The following is a 21,433-nucleotide window of genomic DNA, read 5'->3' as shown; positions in this document are numbered from 1 at the left end:
AAGGCGCAAGGATGCGTAGCTTGATGGAAAAGGGGTGCTAAATAGGTGGGGCGGGTAGCCATGCCACGAATTCCGCCTTCGCCAATGCGTCTGCTTCGATGGCATCGGGCGGGCGTCGTATCAGCGACTATCGCAAATACTCGCAGGTTGCTATCGCCTAGAACGCCTGTTCGGAGCAGGAGGCATGGGGGTCGTGTATCGCGTACGGGACCTGCTACACGAACAATACGGTGATCCCGATCCATACGTTGCGTTGAAAATGCTCAGTGAGCAATTCGATGGCTCGCCTGACGCGAGCGCGCTGCTCTACAGTGAGTTCGCCCTGAGCAGACGATTGCATCACCCGAACGTGTTGCGTCCATACACCTTCGAAGTGGACGCTGACCATCGACGGGCTTTTATCACCATGGAACTGATGCGCGGCTTGACCTTGGACAAACTGCTTTGCGAGCGGCCGCTGGGTTTGCCCTGGCATGAACTGCAAGCCATCGCCGCGCCGCTGCTCGACGCCTTGGCGTATGCCCACAGCCGGGGCGTGCTGCACGGGGACATGAAGCCGAGCAACGTCATGCTCAGCGAGGAGGGGGTGCGTTTGTTCGATTTCGGCTTGGGCCTGGCGCAAGAAGGGCCTTTGAAGAGCCTGCCAAACCTGAGTCGAGACCGCCTCAACGCCTGGACCCCGAGCTACGCCGCCCCTGAGTTGCTTGACGGCGCACCGTTGTCAGCGGGGGCCGATGCCTATGGGGTGGCTTGCTTACTGTATGAGCTGGCGAGCGGCAAACACCCGTTCCGCCGTTTACCTTCAACCCAAGCTCGAGACGCCCGCATGGAGGGCGAACTCAAAGCTCCGCGCAATTTGCCCAGGCGTTGCTGGGCGGCGTTGCGCTTGGCGCTGACGTTTGATCCGGGACAGCGCCGCATTACTGCGGCGCAGTTGCGTGACGCCTTGGGTGCTGAGTCGTCCTGGTGGTGAACTGGTTGCGAGCATTGCGCGATCGGGCAATTTCAGAACATGAGAAGCATGGTGGGCGCTCTGACCAACAGAGGTAACTCGGATGTCGAAGGCTTCTACACCGGCCAACTGAGCCGCTTTATCGCCGACGACCTGCGGGCCATTCCGTCCCGCTAGGCATGCTCGCGTATTAAAAGAATATCGTGGTCGTTAACCCGAACCACGAGTGCCTCGCGTCTGACCCTGTGAACGGATCATTCATTTATGGCTGTCCCGGCAGCTATGCCAATGTGCGACGTCTGCTCAATCACAAGGCCCCCAAAAAAAGGCGCTTCCCCACTCAAGGAGAAGCGCCATCTTTTTAAGTGAACAGCATTCCGCCGGCTGGCGGGGTTGCTTATCAGGCCGTTGCAGGCCGCAGCGAGTAGGTCTTGAGCTGGTCAGCGAAGTCGCGCAGGGACTGGATGCCGCTGGCCTCGGCTTCGTGGATCCATTCCTTGATGGCCGCGAGCATGTCGTGGCCGTTGCTGCTGGTCTTGGCCCAGATCTGCTGCAAGGCCAGGCGTTTTTCGTAGATCACCTTCAACGCCTGACTGTGTTCCAGCATGCTCTGGATGCGCGCGTGGTGACGCTCATCCAGCAGGCTGGTTTCCCGCGATAACAGGCGTTTGGCCCGGTGGAATTGGTGGCGGACCGAGTGATCGACCTTTTCCAGTTCCTGCTTGACCAGTGGCGCAATGACCAGCCTGCGGTACTGGGCCATGATCTGGAAACGGTTGTTGAGGATCGCCATGGCGGTGTCCATGTCCAGATGCCCCTTGCCCTCGACACGGTGGGCGATCGGCGCGACGCGCTGGACCTTGGCCAGGCGCAGGAAACTGAATACCTGGATCCAGGCCCAGCCCAGGTCGAACTCCCATTTGCGTACCGACAGCTTGGCCGAATTGGGGTAGGTATGGTGATTGTTGTGCAGTTCTTCGCCACCGATCAGGATGCCCCAGGGCACCAGGTTGGTCGCCGCGTCGCGGCATTCGAAGTTGCGGTAGCCCACGGCATGACCCAGGCCATTGACCACGCCGGCAGCCCAGACCGGAATCCACATCATCTGGATGGCCCAGATGGTGATGCCGATGGTGCCGAACAGCAGCAGGTCGATGACGCCCATGATCGCCACACCCATGAGTGGGAAGCGGCTGTAGAGGTTGCGCTCGATCCAGTCATCAGGGCAGTTCTTGCCGTAGATGCGCAGGGTTTCGGGGTTTTCCGCTTCGGCGCGATAGAGTTCGGCGCCTTTGCGCAGCACGGTGGACAGGCCTTTGATCACCGGGCTGTGGGGATCATCGACGGTTTCGCATTTGGCGTGGTGCTTGCGGTGGATAGCGGTCCACTCGCGGGTGTTCTGCGCCGTGGTCAACCACAGCCAGAAGCGGAAGAAATGTTTGAGGCCGGCGTTGAGCTCCAGGGAGCGATGAGCCGAATAACGGTGCAGGTAGACCGTGACGCCAATGATCGTGACATGGGTCATCAGCAGGGTGACTGCCACCAGTGACCAGGGCGACAAGCCAAGAAAACCTTCGTACCACATAGGCTATAGGGCCCTCGATAAAGATAGAAACAGCCGTTGCATTATCACCTGCCGCACAGATAAAACCAGTCGGCCTTTCAGATAACAGTGGCAGGATGTTTCTTACTCTATAATTCCCACCTCTTTGTGGGGACATGGATCGCCGAATGACCGTCTATCACCGCAGCGCCATGCGTGGAGCGCTGCTTTATCTCGTGCTGTCGGTCGTCTGGCTGCAGCTGGTTGGTTATTTATTGAGCAGCTTTTTCGATCAATCTGCCGATCAGCTTCGCTGGCAGTTGATCAACGGATATGCCTGGGTCCTGGTCAGCGCCGGATTGGTTTTCCTGGCGGGTGTGCGGATATCCCGGCTTTTCGGAAAAGGTGAACACCGTGCCGACGGCGAACGTTTGCGCCAGGCCGCCGCCGTCTTCGATTGCACGCGCGAAGGGGTGTTGGTGACGGACCCGAACGGCCTGATCGTGCACGTCAATCGCGCCTTCATGACGATTACAGGGTATGCCCGGGATGAGGTGTTGGGCCGGCGGCCCAACCTGTTCAAGTCTGGCCGTCATGGGGCGGATTTCTACCAGGAGATGTTTGCGTCCCTGGGCAGCCGTGGCGAGTGGAGCGGCGAGATCTGGAACCGACGTAAAAGCGGTGAGATCTACCCGCAATGGCAAACGATCCGCGTCGTTCGCGACGATAACGGTCAGGTCAGCCATTACGTCGCGGTGTTTTCGGACATCAGCGCGATCAAGGATTCGGAGCACGAACTGGCGTACCTAGCCCACCACGATCCGCTGACCGGTCTGCCCAATCGCCTGCTGTTTTCTGATCGCGCCGAGCAGGCGCTGGCGTCGTCGCAGTTGCACAAACGCGGCTGCGCCTTGTTGCTGGTGGACCTGGACCATTTCAAGAACATCAACGACAGCCTGGGGCATCACGTTGGCGATCAATTGCTCAAAAGCGTGGCGGAGCGATTCCGGGGGTTGTTTGCGCCCGGCGTGACCCTGGCCCGGCTGGGGGGCGACGAGTTTGCGGTGCTGGTGGAAAATTGCTCGCAGCCGGCGCAGGCGGCGGTGCTGGCCCAGCGCATTATCGATGCCCTGAAAGAACCGTTGCGCCTCGAAAACCAGCTCTTGTTCATCAATGCCAGCGTGGGCATCAGCCTGTTTCCCGGGGATGCCCTCAGCGCGGGGCAACTGCTGCGCAATGCCGACTCCGCGTTGTTCAAGGCTAAGAGTGCCGGGCGCGATGGCTACGCCCTGTATACCGAAGAACTCACCGCTCATGCCCAACAACGGGTCGAGATCGCCTTCGAACTGCGACGCGCGCTCCAGCAGCAGGAGCTGCGGGTTCATTACCAGCCGGTACACGATCTGGCGACCAGCCGCCTGATCGGTGTCGAGGCTTTGGTGCGCTGGGAGCATCCCGAGCGCGGGCTGGTTTCGCCGGCCGAGTTCATTCCCATCGCCGAGCGCACCGGGCTGATCGCCCAAATCGATGCCTGGGTCATGGAGCAGGCCTGTCGACAGATGCGTCAATGGCAGGAGGCTGGGGTGGCGTTATCGTTTGTCGCGGTCAACGTTTCCAGTCGGCTGTTCGCCCGTCGCGAGTTGTACGAACAGGTCGCGCGGGTGCTGCACGTTTCAGGCCTGGACCCGGCCTGTCTGGAGTTGGAAGTGACCGAAAGCGCGGTGATGGACGATCCGGAAGTGGCCCTGGAGCAAATGCACCGTCTGCGGGAATTGGGGGTGCGACTGGCTATCGATGATTTTGGTACCGGTTATTCGTCGTTGCTGCGACTCAAACGCCTGCCTGTCCAGAAGCTCAAGATTGATCAGGGCTTTGTGGCCGGGTTGCCGTGGGATGAGGACGACGCAGCGATTGTCCGGGTAATCATCGCCCTGGCCCGCAGCATGGGTATGCAAGTGCAAGCCGAAGGCATCGAGCAGCGCGAGCAGGCAGCGTTCCTGTTGGAACATGCCTGTGGGATGGGGCAGGGCTACTGGTTCGGGCGACCCGTTGCCGCGCACCAGCTGGATTGGGATCGCGCGCCCGCAATCAATTAATTGCCTTTGCACATCGGCTGCTTGTGTTTTTGGTTATATAAAAATTCTTAAATAGTCTTTTTAAGAATATCTAAGCCTATCTAGTATTGCTCCTACGCCACAAACGGTGCCGCCCACTTCCAGGCATTCAAGGAGCAATAGCATGAGCGCATCTCTACGCAGCGTTGACGGTCAGGACGAAGCAACTTTGTTGCGCGAGATCCTCAATGCCTTGCGGGACCTTCGTTTTGGCGCGGTGGAAATCACCGTGCACAACGCGCAAGTCGTCCAGATCGAGCGCAAGGAAAAATTCCGGTTGCAGCAGCCGAGCCACAAACCGGGTTGAAGACCAACACTTCACAAACATAAAAAACCGGAATTCCAGGAGCTTTCACCATGCCGTCAATTCGCCGTTATGCCTTGGCCGTCTTGGCCAGCGCTGTTTTTGCAGGTTCCGCCGTCGCCAAGGATTACGAGTTGCTTAACGTGTCCTACGACCCGACTCGCGAGCTGTACCAGGATTACAACGCCGAATTCGCCAGTTTCTGGAAGAAAGCGCACCCGGACGATAGCGTGAAGATCCAGCAATCTCACGGTGGCTCGGGCAAGCAGGGTCGGGCGGTGATCGATGGCCTGCGGGCTGACGTGGTGACCCTGGCTCTGGCTGGCGACATCGACGAAATCGCCAAGCTGGGCAAGTCCCTGCCGGCGGATTGGCAAACACGCCTGCCGGAAGCCAGCACACCGTACACCTCGACCATCGTTTTCCTGGTGCGTAAAGGCAACCCCAAGGGCATCAAGGACTGGGGCGATCTGATCAAGGATGACGTGTCGGTCATCACCCCGAACCCGAAGACCTCCGGCGGTGCTCGCTGGAACTTCCTCGCCGCCTGGGCCTATGGCCTCAAGGCCAACGGTGGTGACGAAGCCAAGGCCAAGCAATACGTACAAGCACTGTTCAAGCATGTGCCGATCCTCGATACCGGCGCCCGTGGCTCGACCATTACCTTCGTCAACAACGGTCAGGGCGACGTGTTGCTGGCCTGGGAAAACGAAGCTTTCCTGGCGCTGAAAGAAGACGGCGGCGCGGACAAGTTCGACATCGTCGTGCCGTCGTTGTCGATCCTCGCCGAGCCGCCGGTGGCGGTGGTGGACAAGAATGCCGAGAAAAAAGGCAACCTGGAGATCGCCGAAGCCTACCTCAAGCACCTGTACAGCCCGGCCGGCCAGGAAATCGCCGCGAAAAACTTCTATCGTCCACGTGACAAGGACGTGGCCGCCAAGTACTCCCGGCAGTTCCCGAAATTGGACCTGGTGACCATCGACAAGGACTTCGGTGGCTGGAAAACCGCCCAGCCGAAATTCTTCAACGATGGCGGCATTTTCGACCAGATCTATCAGGCGCAGTAAGCTGGGCAGGCCTGAATGAGCTGATTACAAGCTAAGGCCGGACACTGAATCTGTGGCGAGGGGATTTATCCCCGTTGGGGCGCGAAGCGGCCCTGAATCTGGCATGTCTTTATGCTCAGGTGAATTGAGTCGGCTGCTTTGGGGCTGCTTCGCAGCCCAACGGGGATAAATCCCCTCGCCACAGTTTTTGCGCGTTCTCAACCAAGGACCTTTATGTCGCGTCGCATATCCCCCGTCATACCCGGCTTCGGGCTGACGCTGGGCTACACCCTGGTGTACCTCAGTCTGATTGTGCTCATACCCCTGGCGGCAATGTTCGTACATGCCGCCCAACTTACCTGGGAAGAGTTCTGGGCGATCATCTCCGCGCCACGGGTGCTGGCGGCCTTGAAGCTCAGCTTCGGCACTGCTCTGTGCGCGGCGATCATCAACGGTGTGATCGGTACGCTGTTGGCCTGGGTGCTGGTGCGCTACACCTTCCCCGGTCGCAAGATCATCGATGCAATGATCGATCTGCCGTTCGCCCTGCCCACCGCCGTGGCCGGTATCGCGCTAACGGCGTTGTATGCGCCGACCGGCCTGGTCGGCCAGTTCGCCACCGACCTGGGTTTCAAAATCGCCTACACCCCGCTGGGCATCACCCTGGCGCTGACCTTCGTGACGCTGCCGTTCGTGGTGCGCACGGTGCAGCCGGTGCTGGCCGATATCCCCCGTGAAGTCGAAGAGGCCGCCGCCTGTCTCGGTGCCAAGCCGTGGCAGGTGTTCCGCCACGTCCTTGTGCCGGCGTTGTTGCCGGCCTGGTTGACCGGCTTCGCCCTGGCTTTTGCCCGTGGCGTGGGTGAGTACGGGTCAGTGATTTTCATCGCCGGCAACATGCCGATGAAAACCGAGATCCTGCCGCTGCTGATCATGGTCAAGCTCGACCAATACGACTACACCGGCGCCACCTCCATCGGCGTGCTGATGCTGGTGGTTTCCTTCGTCCTGTTGCTGCTGATCAACCTGCTGCAGCGGCGCATCGAAACCCCATAAGGAGGCGCGAACATGTCCCAATCGTCTATTTACGCGGCCTCCACCAACGCCGCCCGCCGCGGCAGTGCAACATCGCGGCGAGTCCTGATCGGTCTTGGCTGGTTGATCTTTGCGCTGTTCCTGCTGCTGCCGCTGTTCATCGTAGTCTCCCAGGGGCTGAAGCTGGGCCTGGGGGCGTTCTTTGCCGCAATCTTCGAACCCGATGCCCTGTCGGCGCTCAAGCTCACGGTGATCGCGGTGCTGATCTCGGTGCCGCTGAACCTGGTGTTCGGGGTCAGCGCCGCGTGGTGCGTGAGCAAATATTCATTCCGTGGCAAGAGCATGCTGGTGACCCTGATCGACCTGCCGTTCTCGGTGTCGCCGGTGATCGCCGGCCTGGTCTATGTGCTGATGTTCGGTGCCCAGGGCCTGTTCGGGCCGTGGCTGTCGGATCACGACATCCAGATTGTGTTTGCGCTGCCGGGCATCGTGCTGGCGACGATCTTCGTCACCGTGCCGTTCGTGGCCCGTGAGCTGATCCCGCTGATGCAGGAGCAGGGCACCCAGGAAGAAGAAGCCGCGCGGCTGTTGGGTGCCAATGGCTGGCAGATGTTCTGGCATGTCACCGTGCCGAACATCAAGTGGGGGCTGATCTATGGCGTGGTGCTGTGTACCGCCCGGGCCATGGGCGAATTCGGCGCGGTATCGGTGGTGTCCGGGCACATTCGCGGGGTCACCAACACCCTGCCTTTGCACGTCGAGATCCTCTACAACGAATACAACCACGTGGCCGCGTTCGCTGTGGCGAGCCTGTTGCTGATCCTGGCGCTCTTGATCCTGCTGCTCAAGCAGTGGAGCGAAAACCGAATCAACCGCCTGCGCGCCAGCGCCGCGGAGGAATAAGTCATGTCGATCGAAGTTCGTAACGTCAGCAAGAATTTCCACGCCTTCAAGGCCCTGGACGATATCAGCCTGGACATCCAGAGCGGCGAGTTGGTGGCCCTGCTGGGGCCGTCGGGTTGCGGCAAGACCACTTTGCTGCGGATCATCGCCGGCCTCGAAACCCCGGACCAGGGCAACATCGTGTTCCACGGCGAGGACGTTTCCGGCCACGACGTGCGTGATCGCAACGTCGGTTTCGTATTCCAGCACTATGCCCTGTTCCGCCACATGACGGTGTTCGACAACGTTGCCTTCGGCTTGCGCATGAAGCCCAAAAACCAACGCCCGAACGAAAGCCAGATCGCGACCAAGGTCCACGAGTTGTTGAACATGGTGCAACTGGACTGGCTCGCCGACCGTTACCCCGAACAGCTTTCCGGCGGCCAGCGCCAGCGTATCGCCCTGGCCCGTGCCCTGGCGGTGGAGCCTAAAGTGCTGCTGCTGGATGAACCCTTCGGCGCCCTCGACGCCAAGGTTCGCAAGGAACTGCGGCGCTGGCTGGCGCGGTTGCACGAGGACATCAACCTGACCTCGGTGTTCGTGACCCACGACCAGGAAGAAGCCATGGAAGTCGCCGACCGGATCGTGGTGATGAACAAGGGCGTGATCGAGCAGATCGGCTCGCCGGGCGATGTCTACGAAAACCCGGCCAGTGATTTTGTGTACCACTTCCTCGGCGACTCGAACCGCCTGCACTTGGGTGAAGACCGGCATGTGCTGTTCCGCCCTCACGAAGTCTCGCTGTCGCGTTCGGAACTGGAGGATCACCACGCCGCCGAAGTGCGCGACATTCGCCCGCTGGGTGCCACCACCCGGGTGACCCTGAAGGTGGAAGGCCAGAGCGAGCTGATCGAAGCTGAAGTGGTGAAGGACCACGACAGTCTGGTGGGCCTGGCGAAGGGCGAGACGCTGTTCTTCAAGCCGAAGGTCTGGCAGAAAGTCGCTAACCTCTAGGATCAAAAGCATCGCGAGCAAGCTCGCTCCCACAGTAGAACTTCAGTGAACACAATATTTGTGTACCTATGAAAATCCACTGTGGGAGCGAGCTTGCTCGCGATGGCGCCCTCACTGACACCCCGAGCCGAATCCGAATAACCCCGCTTGGCCTTGCTTCGATCGGTTCTACTTCTGCACCTGGCCTTGAACCAAACCCTACCTAGACTCTGACTTGCCAGGAGGCAGTAAGAGTCCAATGACGGACCGGTGTTATCTCCTGGCGCCCTGATGCCAAGGAGATAAAGCATGAGAATGGAAGTCAGTCGGCATGGCCCGTTTGGCTGTGCCTTGCTAAGCGTTTTATTGAGCCCATCCGTCAGCGCCACCCCCTCGTTGTCACCGCAGATACCCTTCGATGTCACGGTTGCCGAGGAACATCCCACGCTGGCCAGCCTTCAGCGCGATTTCGATGACCTGTCATGGCAGACCTTCATTGCCCTGAACTGGCCGGCGCTGGACAACGGCAATCCCAATACCGGCACCTCCATCGGCAAACAGGATGGGGCAACGGTGTGGGAAAGCTGGAAAGAGAGCTACCAGATCTTCCGGGCCAAGGGTCAGGCGCCGTTGGCCTGGGACGCGCCGGCGACGCTTCCCGAAGCGTGCAAGTCGCTCAAGTCCGGGCGCCTGTTGCAGCAGATGGGCAAGGTGCCCGATGTGCTGGATGAGTTTATCCAGCCTTTCGAGAGCGGCCCGCTGGTGGATCAGAACGGTACCTATACGCGCAACGAAATCGTGGTCAACCGATCGATGTTCAATTCCATTGTCGACAATGGTCTGTACAGCATCGAAGGCCAGCAGAAGTTTTTTGCCGCAAACCCGACCAACGCCGTGGCTTTCAGTTGCGGCTCGGCCAAGACACAGGACGTCGGCGCGCTGATGGTGAAAGCATCGTGGAAAGTGCTGGGCGCCAATGATCGTCCGCAGGATTTTCACACCGTCGATGCGCTGGTCTATACACCGGGAAACAGCGACCCGAGCAAAGGACCCATTGTCGGGGAGTCGTGCAAGTCCGAACCGGTGGGGTTGGTGGGACTGCACATCGTTCACAAGACCGACAGCGCCGCGCAGTGGGTCTGGTCGACCTTTGAACATGTGAAAAACGTACCCGAACAGACCACGCCCCCGGCCCAACGGGTGGGACCTTATCTGTTCTACAACGCTGCCAGCCAAAGCGATATCAACCAGCCGCCGCCCCGGCCCTGGAACCCGGCGGTCAAGGCAACACCCTCGCAGATCGTGCGTGAGATACCGCTGACCGAAGCCACCAAAACCCTGAACGCCACCTATCAAGCGCTGTTGCGTACAGTCAACCCACAGAGCGTCTGGGCGAACTATCAATTGATCAGTACCCAGTGGCCGTCGGCACCACAGCCCAACTGTCAGATATCAGCCGCCAACCCGCTGGGCAATCCTGCCCCGTTGTTCCTGGCCAACGCCACGCTGGAAACCTACATCCAGGGCACCGTGCCCCAAGCGTCTTCCAGTTGCATGGCGTGTCATGGCAATGCGGCTACCCATGTCACCGAATCGCCGCGCACCAGCTTCGCGGATTTCACCTATTTGCTCGAACGCGCGCAGTCCACGACTGGACAAGGAGTCAAGCATGAGCAGTGAACTGGAAAATTTCGTAGGCCTTTCATCGGTCCTGACTGGCATTTCCACTGAGCGATTGGCACCGGCGATCGACCAGGTGGGTTTGCCTCCGCTGTTTCTTGAATTCATCACGCCAAGAATCACGCCTGATGTGCTCAGTACATTGCTGACTCAATACGCCAACCTGGCGGGGGACAATCAATCCCCGGATCAGATCGCCCAAGCGGTATTGATGGACGGAGCGCTACCGGCCGACACGCAGACCGCCAAAGCCGCGCGTTCGATCATGAAGCTGTGGTTGCTGGGCGTCTGGTACCAACCCTATGACGCGGCGAGTTTCAAAAAGGATGAGCAGACGGTGGTGTCCGACCAGGCTTATATCAATGGATGGGCCTGGAAAGCCGCCCAGGCTCACCCTATGGGCTACAGCGAGATGTTCTTCGGCTACTGGAACACGACGCCGCCCAGCCTTGAGGATTACACCGGAGTAGCTGCCAACGCGCAGCAAGGAGCTTCGTCATGAGTACCGAACAAGCAGAGGTGGTCATCGTTGGTGCGGGGCTGGCCGGCAGCATCATCGCTTATCAGTTGGGCATGGCTGGCGTGGATGTGCTGGTGCTCGAATCGGGCCCGGAGATCCCGGCCAATCGTACGCAGTATCTGGAGCGCTTCTACACGGCGACCCTGAAAACCCCGGAGTCGCCCTATCCTCCGGTATCGACCCTGGACACACCGCGCGACCCGACCAAGGAAAATGCCCCGCGGGCAACCATCGCCGATCTGATCCTGGGTTGGGACAAACCGGAAATCAGTTACCTGGTGCAGAAAGGCCCGTTGCCCTTCAACAGCACCTACGAACGGGTGGGCGGCGGGACGACCTGGCATTGGGTCGGGACGTGCCTGCGCATGGTGCCGAACGATTTTCGCCTGAAGAGCAAATACGGCGTCGGGGTGGACTGGCCGATCGGCTACGACGATCTGCAAAGTGCCTATTGCCGGGCCGAGGCGGAAATCGGTGTGTCGGCCAATGTCGCCGACCAGGCTTATCTGGGCATGACCTTTCCCGAGGGCTATTCATTCCCGATGCACAGCATTCCGCTGTCACTGGTTGACGGCAGTTTTGTCAGCGCCGTGACCGGGCAGACGTTCGACGGCTTGCCGCTGGTGGTCAGTCCGACCCCGGCGGGGCGCAATTCCCAGCCCTACGCCGGGCGCCGGGTGTGTGCCGGCAATACCAACTGCACGCCGATCTGCCCGATCCAGGCCAAGTACGACGCCACGGTGACCATGAACAAGGCCCGGGCCACCGGCAACGTCCGGGTCATGTACCGGACCGTGGCCAGCAAAGTGACCGTGGGCCCGGACAAGAACATCAATGGCATCGAATTCATTCAATATCAGCTTGGCGAGGGACCGAAGACGGGAAACGGTGTGGCCATCGGGCAGCGTTACGTGATCGCGGCCCATGCCATCGAAACCCCTAAATTGTTGCTCAACTCCAAAAACCCGGACTGGCCTAAAGGTGTGGCCAACAGCAGCGGGCAGGTGGGACGCAGCCTGTCCGATCATCCGATTTACCTGGCGTGGGGGCTGATGCCGGAAGGCAAGACGGTTTTCCCATATCGTGGCCCGGTGTCCACGGCGGGCATCGAGAGCCTGCGTGACGGTGCCTTCCGCAGCCAGCGAGCGGCATGGCGCATCGAAATTGGCAATGAAGGCTGGAACTGGCCGGTTGGCGATCCTTACGTCACCGTGGCCGATTTTATCGACGGGAAGAACATAAGTCGCACCAATCCATTGCCGGCGAAAGAGACACCGCCGCCGCCCACTGAAGCGCTGTACGGCACGGCACTGATCAAAAAACTCAACGAACTGTTCATCCGCCAGTTTCGGATCGGCTTCCTGGTGGAACAGGTGGAAGACCATCCCGACCAGTCCAATAGCTACATCGTGCCCTCGACGGATAACTACAAGGACGGGCTCGGCATTCTTCGGCCGGAAATCCACTACGACCTGTCCGATTACACCAAGGAAGGTTTCAGGCAGGCGAAGATACTGGCGAGCCACATCATCAAGGACCTGCTTGGCGCCGTGGAACTGACAGCACCCATTGGCAAAGGGACCTTCAACTACAAAGGCGAAGATTACAGCTTCCAGGGCGCCGGACACCTGATGGGGACCTATCGCATGGGCGATGATCCAGCCAAGTCGGTGGTGGACAAATACCAGCGCAGTTGGGACCACAAGAACCTGTTTCTGGTGGGCGATGGCGTGTTCCCCAGCACGGGCACCTCGAACCCGAGCCTGACGATTGCGGCGCTGTCGTTCCAAGCCGGGGACACCGTGGCCAACGACCTGAAGGCGGTGACCATGCAGGTCCAATCCAACATCGCCTGGCAGGGCACTGGAGTGCAGATCAACGGGTTGATACCGCGCGTGGTTCGCTACGTCAGGGGGTTATGGTGCGCGAGTCCGCAGGGCGGCAATGTCGATGGAAACGGTGGTTCGCGGCACATCGACTACAGCAGCTATGCCTTGCCCGGTGCCGCCGAAGGCGCCTTGATCGGTCGTGTGGGCAACGATGGAACGCCGTTCCTGGTGGGTGATCTGGCGCAGGTTCCGAGCGACCAGCAAGGGGAACTGCAACTGTGCATCAACGATGACCTGACCGGGCAACATGGGTCTGGCTTGAAAGATAACACCGGCGCGCTGACGATACGGGTCGAGTTTGGTGCGCTGTAACCTGAGCGGTAAGGCCTGACTCTTGTGGGAGCGAGCTTGTGGGAGTAAGGCTTGCCCGCGATGCAAACACCTCGGTGTAGCTTGATAGACCGAGGCGATGCCTTCGCGGGCAAGCCTTGCTCCCACAGATTCAGACGGCCGAGCGTTGGTGACGCAAGGCCACGGGCCCGGCGCGTTCTTCAATGGCCCGCTTCAGTTCGCTACGAAGCCCCAGCAGGAAACCCGCCTCCACCACCACGAACAGAGGCCCGACAATCAACCCGGTGAGGTCATCGACGAACGCCGGTTTACGGCCTTCGTAATAGTGACCGACGAACTGGATCACCCAGCCCACCACGAACATCCCCAGGCCACTGCCCAGCCACACCAAGGTGCTTTGCGCGGCGAGCACCTGGCCCAGCCATAGCGCCAGGGCCAGCAGTACCGTCATCAGCACCCCCAGGCGCAACTCAAGGCGTAGATAGAACCAGGCACTGGCTACCGCTATCAGCAGCGCCGGCGACACCAGGACCGCGCCCACCGGCCAACCCGGCCGTGACAGCAGTACGGCGACGGCGACGAAAATCAGCGGAATACCGATGAAGTGCGTGGCGATGTTGCGTGGGTCGCGGTGGTAGGCAGCGTATTGACTGAGATGATCAACGAGGCTTTTCATTGTTGTTCCTCCTGAGGTGATGCCTGCATGATGCCCGGGTTCCACGAGGCGTTCTGTCAGTTAGCCGACACTTGTCCCGGAGTTTCCATGAATACCCATCCCTGGCACTCGCACCTGTTGGCCGGTCACTGGTACAGCCACTTGCCCGCTGAGTTACAGAATAGTCTGTTGGGCATGTCGCGGGTGCGCCGCCTGGTGCCGGGGCATCGGCTGTTTCAGCGCGGTGACCCACCCTGCGGGATGTACGCCGTATTGGAGGGCGCGGTACGGATCGGCGCAGTGAACGAACAGGGCAAGGAAGCGCTGCTCAGTGTGGTGGAAGCCCCCCACTGGTTTGGTGAAATCTGCCTGTTCGATGGCCAGCCGCGCACCCATGACGCGGTGAGCGTGGGCCAGTGCACCTTGCTGCACTTGCCTCAGGCGCCGTTGATGGCGTTTCTGCAAGAACATCCGGTCTATTGGCGAGATATTGCGCGGCTGATGAGCCACAAACTGCGCCTGACCTTCATCAATCTCGAACACCTGAGCCTGATGCCCGCCCCGGTACGTGTTGCCAATCGCCTGCTGATGATCGCCGAAGGCTACGGCGAAATCGAACCGGCGCGACGGGTCTTGCAACTGCCCCAGGAGCAACTGGCGCTCATGCTCTCACTGTCGCGCCAGACCACCAACCAGATCCTCAAGGACCTTCAGGCCCAGGGCATTGTGCAGCTGGCTTATGGTGAGATTGAAATCCTGGATATCGAGCGGTTGCGGGCATTGACCACGATCTGAAGGCCTGTATCGACTGATCCACCGCTATCGCGAGCAGGCTCGCTCCCACAGCGTTGGTGGCGGGCCTGAATGTTGAGTTCACCTCAAGACAATGTGGGAGCGAGCCTGCTCGCGATAGGGCCGGCCCAGCCAACGCAAACCCCTAGCGCAACCCATCCCGAAACTGCCCCGGCGTCATTCCGGTCCAGCGCTTGAACGCCCGGCTGAAGCTGCTGGCATCGGCAAAGCCCAGAAGATAACCGACTTCACTCAGTGAGCACTGCGGGTCGCGCAGGTGCAGCAGTGCCAGGTTTTCCCGACATTCGTTAAGCAGCGTGTCGAAGCGGCAGCCTTCATCGGCCAAATGCCGTTGCAGGCTGCGCAGGCTCAGGTGCATGGCCTGGGCGATGCGCTCGGCGCTGGGTTCGCCTTCGGGCAGTTGGGCCTCGATAGCGGCTCGCACCTTGCGCTCCCAGGTCAGCGGCTGGAGCTGGGCGAGGGTGCGCTTGAGTACCGTCTCGTTGTGTTCAGCCAGCTCCGGATTGGCGTCGTCCAGGTGGCTGTCGAAATCGACGAGGCTGAATTCCAGGCAATCTTGCTCGGCGCCGAAATACACAGGTGAACGGAACACTTTATGCCAGGGGCCGGGGTCCGTCGGTTCCGGGCGCCGCAAGTACACCGCCAGCGGCGCGTAATCGCGGCCCAGTCGGTTGCGACACGTGCGCACGTAAATCGCGGCGAACGCATCGATGGCTTCAAAGGCCGGCGTCGCCCGGCCTTGGGGCACGTCGAGCGTGAAGCGGTATCGGTCTTCGCAGCGGCTCAGTTGCAGCATCAACGCATCGCTGACCACCGGGTGATAACGCATGATTCGCTCAAACACTTCTCGCAAACTGCCGCTGGCCACCAGGGCATAACCCAGAGCGTGGAACGTGGTGGGACTGACGAAGCGCGAAACCCGCAGGCCGATCGCCGGATCACCGCTGGCCTGCACGGCCAGTTCCCACAGGCGCGTGGTGGCCGAGAGCGGATAACGGGCATTCGGGTCGTCCATCAACTGCGGATCGAGCCCGGCCTCCAGGCACAGGGCATGGCTGTCCAGGCCCAACGCATCAAGCTGTTTGCGCAGGGCGCGGGTCCAACTGGCGAGGGAGGTGGGTTCAGTCATGGCGATTGGCGCTTGCGGTCAACAGGTTGGCGTTTACGGCTACCACCCTAGGGGGCATCGCCCGGCAGGATGAGCACATCGATAGAAGAGGATGTAAGCCATGCACGGCACTTGCGCAAGCCCCGAGCGATTGAATGCACAACAGCGATCGGCCCATATTCGCCAGGTAGTCTTGGCCCGAGGCGAAGAACTGCGCCAGCGCTACCCGATCCTGCGTCATCAGGATGCGTTGGGCGCGGGCATCCTGGCGTTCGCCCTGGCCGGGATGGTCGGTTCGGCGCTGCTCTACATCAACGGTCACCTGGCCGGTTGGGCATGCCTGCTGCTCAACGCTTTTTTCGCTTCACTGACCCACGAGCTGGAACACGACCTGATTCACAGCATGTATTTTCGCAAGCAACGTGCACCCCACAACCTGATGATGGGCCTGGTCTGGCTGGCGCGGCCCAGCACCATCAACCCGTGGATCCGCCGCCATTTGCACCTCAATCATCACAAAGTGTCCGGCAGCGAGGCCGACCTGGAAGAGCGGGCCATTACCAATGGCGAGCCCTGGGGGCTGGCGCGCTTGCTGATGGTGGGCGACAACGTGATGTCGGCCTTCATTCGCCTGCTGCGGGCCAAGACCTGGGCGCACAAGCGCAGCATCCTCAAGCGCACGCTGAAGGTGTATTTCCCGCTGGCGCTGTTGCACTGGGGCGCGTGGTACGTGTTTCTCGGTTTCCATGGGGCCAACGCTGTCGCTTATCTGCTTGGCACGTCGATTGATTGGTCGGCAACCACGCTGGCAGTGATGCACGTGATCGACATCGCAGCGGTGGTGATCATCGGCCCGAACGTACTACGCACCTTTTGCCTGCACTTCATCAGCTCGAACATGCATTACTACGGCGACATCGAGCCGGGCAATGTCATCCAGCAAACCCAGGTGCTCAACCCCTGGTGGCTGTGGCCATTGCAGGCGTTCTGCTTCAACTTCGGCAGTAGCCACGGGGTCCATCATTTCGTGGTCAAAGAGCCGTTCTACATCCGCCAGATGACGGTGCCGGTGGCCCACAAAGTGATGCGTGAGATGGGCGTGCGGTTCAATGATTTCGGCACGTTTGGGCGGGCGAACCGGTTTGTGCGGGAAGAGGGTGTGGTGCGGGAGGAAGGGGATGCGGTGCGGGTTTGACGCAAACAGGTTCGAGAAGTAAAAACCGAACCTTGTGGCGAGGGAGCTTGCTCCCGCTGGGTTGCGCAGCAGCCCCAAAAAAACAGGGCCGCTTCGCGTCCAGCGGGAGCAAGCTCCCTCGCCACAGAGAATGAGTTACCAAAGAGAACGGGTCAGAACTGATAACTCACCGTCGCCGCCACGTTGCGTTCTTCGCCCAGGTAGCAGTAGCTCAGGCTGGCGCAGGAGGCGACGTAGGTTTCGTTGGTCAGGTTGTTTGCGTTCAGGCGCACGTCCACACCTTTCAAGCCGACCTTGCCCAGGTCATACCCCACCGACGCATCGAACAACGTATAGGACGGCACCTTCATGGTGTTTTCCGCATCGGCCCAGCTGTAGCCGACATAACGTACGCCACCGCCCAGTCGCAGGCCATCGAGCGCGCCGCTGTCGAACTTGTAGTCCGCCCACACCGAAGCCATGTGGCGTGGGGCCTGGGTCGGTGAGTTGCCTTTGTTTTCGATGATGTCGGTGGTGGTGCTCAACGTGCTGATCATCGATTTCGAATATTCGATATCGGTGAAGGTGTAGCTGCCCAGCACTTTGAACTGCTCGGTCAGTTGCAGGTGCGCTTCCAGTTCCAGGCCCTGGGAGCGAACGGCACCGACGGCGCGGTAGAAGTTTTCCTGGGGCAGTTTGGTCGCCAGGTTCTCCTGGTCGATGCGGAACAGCGAGGCGGTGTACAGGTCATCCGTACCCGGTGGCTGATACTTCAGGCCCAGTTCCCATTGCTTGCCATCGGTCGGCGACAGCGGGTTGCCGGCGCTGTCGGCGTAGGAGTTGGGGTTGAACGACTCGGAGTAGCTGACGTACGGCGCCAGGCCGTTGTCGAACAGGTACAGCGCCCCGGCACGGCCAGTGAGCTTGCTGCGTTTGTCGTTGATCTCGGTGCCTTCCGGGCGGCCGAACTCAGCGATGCGGTTTTCATCCGAGGTTTTCACCCAGTCCTGACGCAGGCCCAGGGAGAAACGCCATTTATCCATCTCGATCAGGTCTTGCAGGTAGACACCGGTCTGTTCCAGGCGTCGCAGGTAGCTGGTGGGGCTGAAGTAGGTGATAGCCGAGTTGCCATAGACCGGGTCGAAGGCGTTGATCGGGGCCAGGCTGCCGCTGGTCCAATCCACCACGGTCTTGCGCCGCTGATAGTCAGCGCCCATCAGCACGGTGTGCTTGGTCGCCCCGCTGAAAAATTCAGCCTGCAGCATGTTGTCGACGATGAACGAATGCAGTTTTTCTTCGGCACCGGTGTAGTAGCGGTTCAGCTCGTTGCTGGTCGGCGTGGTCCAGCCGTAGGCGTAGACCTGATCATTGGTGACTTGGGAGTCCAGGTAACGGAAGTTCTGCCGGGCGGTGAAGACATCGTTGAAACGGTGTTCGAACTGGTAGCCGAACGACTGCTGATCACGTTCATAGCCATCGACGCCCGGCTCGCCTTCGAAGAAATTTTCCGAGATACGCTTGCCGTTGCGCTGATGCAAGGTGCCGTCGGCTGGCATGCCGCCGTGATAACCCCCGTCGGGGTCGTGCTGCAGGTAGGCCTGAAGTGTCAGCGACGTGTCTTCGGTAAAGTCGATGCTCACCGTGGGGGCGAGGGCAAAGCGCTTTTCCTTGGTGTGGTCGAACTGCGTGTCGGACGTATCCGCCAGGCCCACCAGGCGATAGGCGATGCGTTTGTCGTCATCCACCGGCCCGGTAAAGTCGAAGCCCATGCCGCGTTGGCCCTGGGTGCCGACCGTGGCCTGGATTTGGTGATAGGCCTCGTACAGCGGTTTCTTGCTGGTGAGTGCCACCAGGCCGCCGGGCGAGCTACGCCCGTAGAGCACCGAGGACGGGCCTTTGAGAATGTCGACCCGCTCAAGGAAGTACGGGTCGACTTGCATGGAACTGTAGGTGCCGCTGTCGCCCATGGACTTGAGGCCGTCGAGGTAGATGTTGTCCACCGAGCCATCGTTGAAGCCGCGCATCGCCACGTAGTCGTAGCGATGGGTCGCGCCGTAGGGGTTGGTCAATACCCCTGGGGTGTAGCGCATGGCCTGGGAGACGGTTTGCGCGCCTTGGTCGTCCATTTGCTCGCGGGTGACCACGGAGACGCTTTGCGAGGTTTCCCGCAGGGCGGTACTGGTCTTGGTGGCGACCTGGCTGTGGGTGGCGTTGTAGCCCGCCATGCTGCCCAACGCGTTACCCAGGGCAAACCCCTTGATGTCGGTGGTCGGCAGCGCCAACGTGCCGCCCGAGGCCTCGGTTTGCAGCACATAGCTGCTGCCATCCGGGCTGACGGCGGTCAGGCCTGAAGCGCTGAGAAGATGGCTCAGGGCCTGGTCCGTCGAATACTCGCCGTGCAGTCCCGGGGACTGGATACCGCTCGTCTGCTGCGGAGTGCTTGCCAGGGTGATGCCGGCCTGACGAGCGAACTGGTTCAGCACATCGCTCAGGGGGCCGGCGGCAATGTTGTAGCTCTGGCGCGCGGTGGTGACACCGTCTTGCGCCGCGACGGCGAACATTGGCACGGCGCCCGCACTCAACACCGTGCAGAACAGTGCAGCACGGATGGCATGGCGCAACAGGCCTGTTTGCGAGGAGCAGCCAAAGGGGGTGTTGAGGTTTACGCACTCAGTCATTGTGGGTTTCCGTTGGAGTCGCTAAGGGCAGATAAGCGTTGCTTACTGTCCTAGCCGGACTTGCGCGCAAAACCCGCCAAAAAAAATCAGACCGATTCCTGCACCGTGACCCACCAACGGGTTCGATAGCGTAATTGAACGGGGAGCGTGCGCGGCAGGACGGCCAGCAACCTGTCGGTGTCTTCCAGGCGGAAAACGCCTGACAAGCGCAGGTCCGCAATCGACGCGGCGCATTTCAGATAGCCCTGGCGGTAACGTCCTACCTCGTTGAGGAAGTCCTCCAGACGCATGTTGCGCGTCACGAGCAAACCCTCCGCCCAGGCGCCGATGTCCATATCCAGCGGCGGCGCCATGGTCGCTGTCGATGAGCTGAGCAGATAGCTCTGCCCGGCGCTCACCTGTAGCGGGGCACCATCGGCGCCACGGTGTGAAAGGATCGCGACCCTGCCACGGGTGACGCTCAGGCGTGTGCAGGCATTGTCCTGCCGCACCACGAAGCGCCCGTCCAGCCCTTCGAACAGGCCATGTCGGCTGCGCACCAGCAGCGGCCGCGCGGGATCGCGACCGCAGGTGAGCATGATTTCACCTCGCGTCAGGCTGATCAGGCGATGCTCGGTCGTGTAGTCCAGGTCGGCGGCGCTGTCAGTGTTCAGTTCAAGCCGCGTACCGTCGGGCAACTGGAAACCTCGATGTTCGCCGGTGGCAGTGGCGAAATCCGCGCTCCACGGCTGCCAGCCCAGGTCCTTGCCCAGCCAGGCGGCGGAGCCTATCAGCGCCACCCCCGACAACAGTTTCAAGGCCTGGCGCCGACCGAGTCGCTGGGCGCTGTTTTCCAGGGTGTCGAGAGCGACGTGGGCGCCGGGGACCGCCCGCAGGTTCGAGGTCAACTCACTGTGCAGCGCTTGCACCCGCTGCCAGGCCAATTCGTGTTCGTGATGGGCGGCGCGCCAGACCTCGCATTGTTGGCGCAAGGCCGGATTGGCAGCATGGTTGCGCAGGCGCAGCAGCCAGTTGATCGCTTGCCTGACTACCTGTTGGGATGGGCCGCTGCGTCGATTCAACACGTTATCCACAGGCTCAGCTTTCATAGCGCAACACATAGCAGTGATACAGCGCATCGGCGACGTATCGTTCCACCGAGCGCAAGGAAATGCCCATCTGCTCGGCAATCTGCTTGTACGTCAGGCCTTCGCACTGGGCCAACAGAAATGCCCTGCGCACTTTCGGCTTCAGGCCCTCGAGCATTCTGGCGATGGCTTCCAGCAGCTCCAGGATCAAGGCCTGGGCTTCGGTGTCGGGGGCTTGGGCGGGTGGCAGGTGGGCGATGGATTCCAGGTAAGCGCGTTCGATTTCTTCCCGGCGCCAATGATCGATCACCAGGCCTTGGGCGATGGTGCGTAGAAAGGCGCGGGGCGACTTGAGCTCCAGGCGTTCGGTGCGTTGCAGCAGGCGCACGAAAGTGTCCTGGGCCAGGTCCGCTGCGTCGGCAGCATTGCCCAAGCGGCTGCGCAGCCATGTGTGAAGCCAGCCGTGATGGTTGCTGTAGAGCGTCTGTACTGCAAACTCGGGAGATGACATGAACGCGAAGGCCTGGATGTCGCAAATGATAATAGGTCGCATTGTCATCAGGGGTCAGTGAATTTGCAACCACCGTTCGACGCACCGTGTCCTTCCGTCGCCCATTTGTTTAAAGGGCTCATATTTTTTTAACTTTTGCCGACAGCGTTATATGCGTGCACCAAAGTGGAGCAGATCACAA

17 protein-coding genes and 1 pseudogene are annotated in these 21,433 nt (G+C 60.6%); 12 read left to right on the top strand and 6 right to left on the bottom strand.

Features of this window, described 5'->3' with window-relative positions; translation table 11 throughout:
• Positions 1-133: 133 nt before the first annotated feature.
• A pseudogene (locus T3A99_RS15090) lies at positions 134-973 on the top strand (serine/threonine-protein kinase); the annotation flags it as partial.
• A 379-nt stretch (positions 974-1,352) separates the two neighbouring features.
• Here T3A99_RS15090 and desA read toward each other — a convergent pair.
• Positions 1,353-2,537, bottom strand: coding sequence for a delta-9 fatty acid desaturase DesA (gene desA, locus T3A99_RS15085; protein WP_076383221.1), 1,185 nt, complete (start codon positions 2,535-2,537; stop codon positions 1,353-1,355).
• Between the two features lie 146 nt (positions 2,538-2,683).
• On the opposite strand from desA, the gene dibA reads away from it, so the two are divergent.
• From dibA to T3A99_RS15040, 9 genes are all read left to right on the top strand, one after another.
• Complete coding sequence (dibA, locus tag T3A99_RS15080; protein ID WP_173406330.1) at positions 2,684-4,591, top strand: phosphodiesterase DibA; 1,908 nt, start codon at positions 2,684-2,686, stop codon at positions 4,589-4,591.
• Between the two features lie 142 nt (positions 4,592-4,733).
• Positions 4,734-4,916, top strand: a complete 183-nt coding sequence (oscA, locus tag T3A99_RS15075) for a sulfur starvation response protein OscA (protein WP_047230313.1) — start codon at positions 4,734-4,736, stop codon at positions 4,914-4,916.
• A gap of 50 nt (positions 4,917-4,966) precedes the next feature.
• The gene (locus T3A99_RS15070) at positions 4,967-5,980 is read left to right on the top strand and encodes a sulfate ABC transporter substrate-binding protein (RefSeq protein WP_107321446.1); all 1,014 of its coding nucleotides are present in this window, start codon (positions 4,967-4,969) and stop codon (positions 5,978-5,980) included.
• A 213-nt stretch (positions 5,981-6,193) separates the two neighbouring features.
• A complete protein-coding gene (cysT, locus tag T3A99_RS15065) occupies positions 6,194-7,012 on the top strand; it encodes a sulfate ABC transporter permease subunit CysT (protein ID WP_322834520.1) in 819 nt (272 codons plus the stop codon).
• A gap of 12 nt (positions 7,013-7,024) precedes the next feature.
• The gene (gene cysW, locus T3A99_RS15060; protein WP_047230310.1) at positions 7,025-7,894 is read left to right on the top strand and encodes a sulfate ABC transporter permease subunit CysW; all 870 of its coding nucleotides are present in this window, start codon (positions 7,025-7,027) and stop codon (positions 7,892-7,894) included.
• A gap of 3 nt (positions 7,895-7,897) precedes the next feature.
• A complete protein-coding gene (locus tag T3A99_RS15055; RefSeq protein ID WP_047230309.1) occupies positions 7,898-8,887 on the top strand; it encodes a sulfate/molybdate ABC transporter ATP-binding protein in 990 nt (329 codons plus the stop codon).
• A gap of 288 nt (positions 8,888-9,175) precedes the next feature.
• The gene (locus T3A99_RS15050; protein WP_047230308.1) at positions 9,176-10,546 is read left to right on the top strand and encodes a hypothetical protein; all 1,371 of its coding nucleotides are present in this window, start codon (positions 9,176-9,178) and stop codon (positions 10,544-10,546) included.
• Positions 10,536-11,048 carry a sorbitol dehydrogenase gene (locus T3A99_RS15045; RefSeq protein ID WP_107321448.1) on the top strand — a complete coding sequence of 171 codons (513 nt, stop codon included), beginning with the start codon at positions 10,536-10,538 and terminating at the stop codon, positions 11,046-11,048. The genes T3A99_RS15050 and T3A99_RS15045 overlap by 11 nt, the downstream gene beginning before the upstream one ends.
• Positions 11,045-13,267, top strand: a complete 2,223-nt coding sequence (locus T3A99_RS15040) for a GMC family oxidoreductase (RefSeq protein ID WP_322834519.1) — start codon at positions 11,045-11,047, stop codon at positions 13,265-13,267. Before T3A99_RS15045 ends, T3A99_RS15040 begins: the two co-directional genes overlap by 4 nt.
• A 130-nt stretch (positions 13,268-13,397) precedes the next feature.
• Here the strand turns inward: T3A99_RS15040 and T3A99_RS15035 are convergent, their stop codons facing one another.
• The gene (locus T3A99_RS15035) at positions 13,398-13,922 is read right to left on the bottom strand and encodes a DUF962 domain-containing protein (protein ID WP_076383226.1); all 525 of its coding nucleotides are present in this window, start codon (positions 13,920-13,922) and stop codon (positions 13,398-13,400) included.
• A gap of 87 nt (positions 13,923-14,009) precedes the next feature.
• Here T3A99_RS15035 and T3A99_RS15030 point away from each other — a divergent pair, with 87 nt between their 5' ends.
• Complete coding sequence (locus T3A99_RS15030) at positions 14,010-14,696, top strand: Crp/Fnr family transcriptional regulator (protein WP_047230304.1); 687 nt, start codon at positions 14,010-14,012, stop codon at positions 14,694-14,696.
• Positions 14,697-14,838: 142 nt separating this feature from the next.
• On the opposite strand, the gene T3A99_RS15025 is transcribed toward T3A99_RS15030, so the two are convergent.
• The gene (locus T3A99_RS15025) at positions 14,839-15,843 is read right to left on the bottom strand and encodes an AraC family transcriptional regulator (RefSeq protein ID WP_322834518.1); all 1,005 of its coding nucleotides are present in this window, start codon (positions 15,841-15,843) and stop codon (positions 14,839-14,841) included.
• A 100-nt stretch (positions 15,844-15,943) separates the two neighbouring features.
• Between T3A99_RS15025 and T3A99_RS15020 the strand changes: the two genes are divergently transcribed.
• The gene (locus T3A99_RS15020) at positions 15,944-17,017 is read left to right on the top strand and encodes a fatty acid desaturase (protein ID WP_322834517.1); all 1,074 of its coding nucleotides are present in this window, start codon (positions 15,944-15,946) and stop codon (positions 17,015-17,017) included.
• Positions 17,018-17,169: 152 nt separating this feature from the next.
• Here T3A99_RS15020 and T3A99_RS15015 read toward each other — a convergent pair whose 3' ends face one another.
• The 3 genes from T3A99_RS15015 to T3A99_RS15005 all read right to left on the bottom strand — a co-directional run bounded on the left by T3A99_RS15015 (position 17,170) and on the right by T3A99_RS15005 (position 21,252).
• The gene (locus tag T3A99_RS15015; protein ID WP_076383229.1) at positions 17,170-19,674 is read right to left on the bottom strand and encodes a TonB-dependent siderophore receptor; all 2,505 of its coding nucleotides are present in this window, start codon (positions 19,672-19,674) and stop codon (positions 17,170-17,172) included.
• Positions 19,675-19,760: 86 nt separating this feature from the next.
• Positions 19,761-20,762, bottom strand: coding sequence for a FecR domain-containing protein (locus T3A99_RS15010; RefSeq protein WP_173406326.1), 1,002 nt, complete (start codon positions 20,760-20,762; stop codon positions 19,761-19,763).
• Positions 20,752-21,252, bottom strand: a complete 501-nt coding sequence (locus T3A99_RS15005) for a sigma-70 family RNA polymerase sigma factor (protein ID WP_047230328.1) — start codon at positions 21,250-21,252, stop codon at positions 20,752-20,754. Before T3A99_RS15005 ends, T3A99_RS15010 begins: the two co-directional genes overlap by 11 nt.
• Positions 21,253-21,433 lie beyond the last annotated feature (181 nt).

Source organism: Pseudomonas sp. N-137 (assembly GCF_034555295.1).
GTDB classification, from domain to species: domain Bacteria; phylum Pseudomonadota; class Gammaproteobacteria; order Pseudomonadales; family Pseudomonadaceae; genus Aquipseudomonas; species Aquipseudomonas rhizophila.
This window is presented reverse-complemented; position numbering and strand designations above follow the sequence as displayed.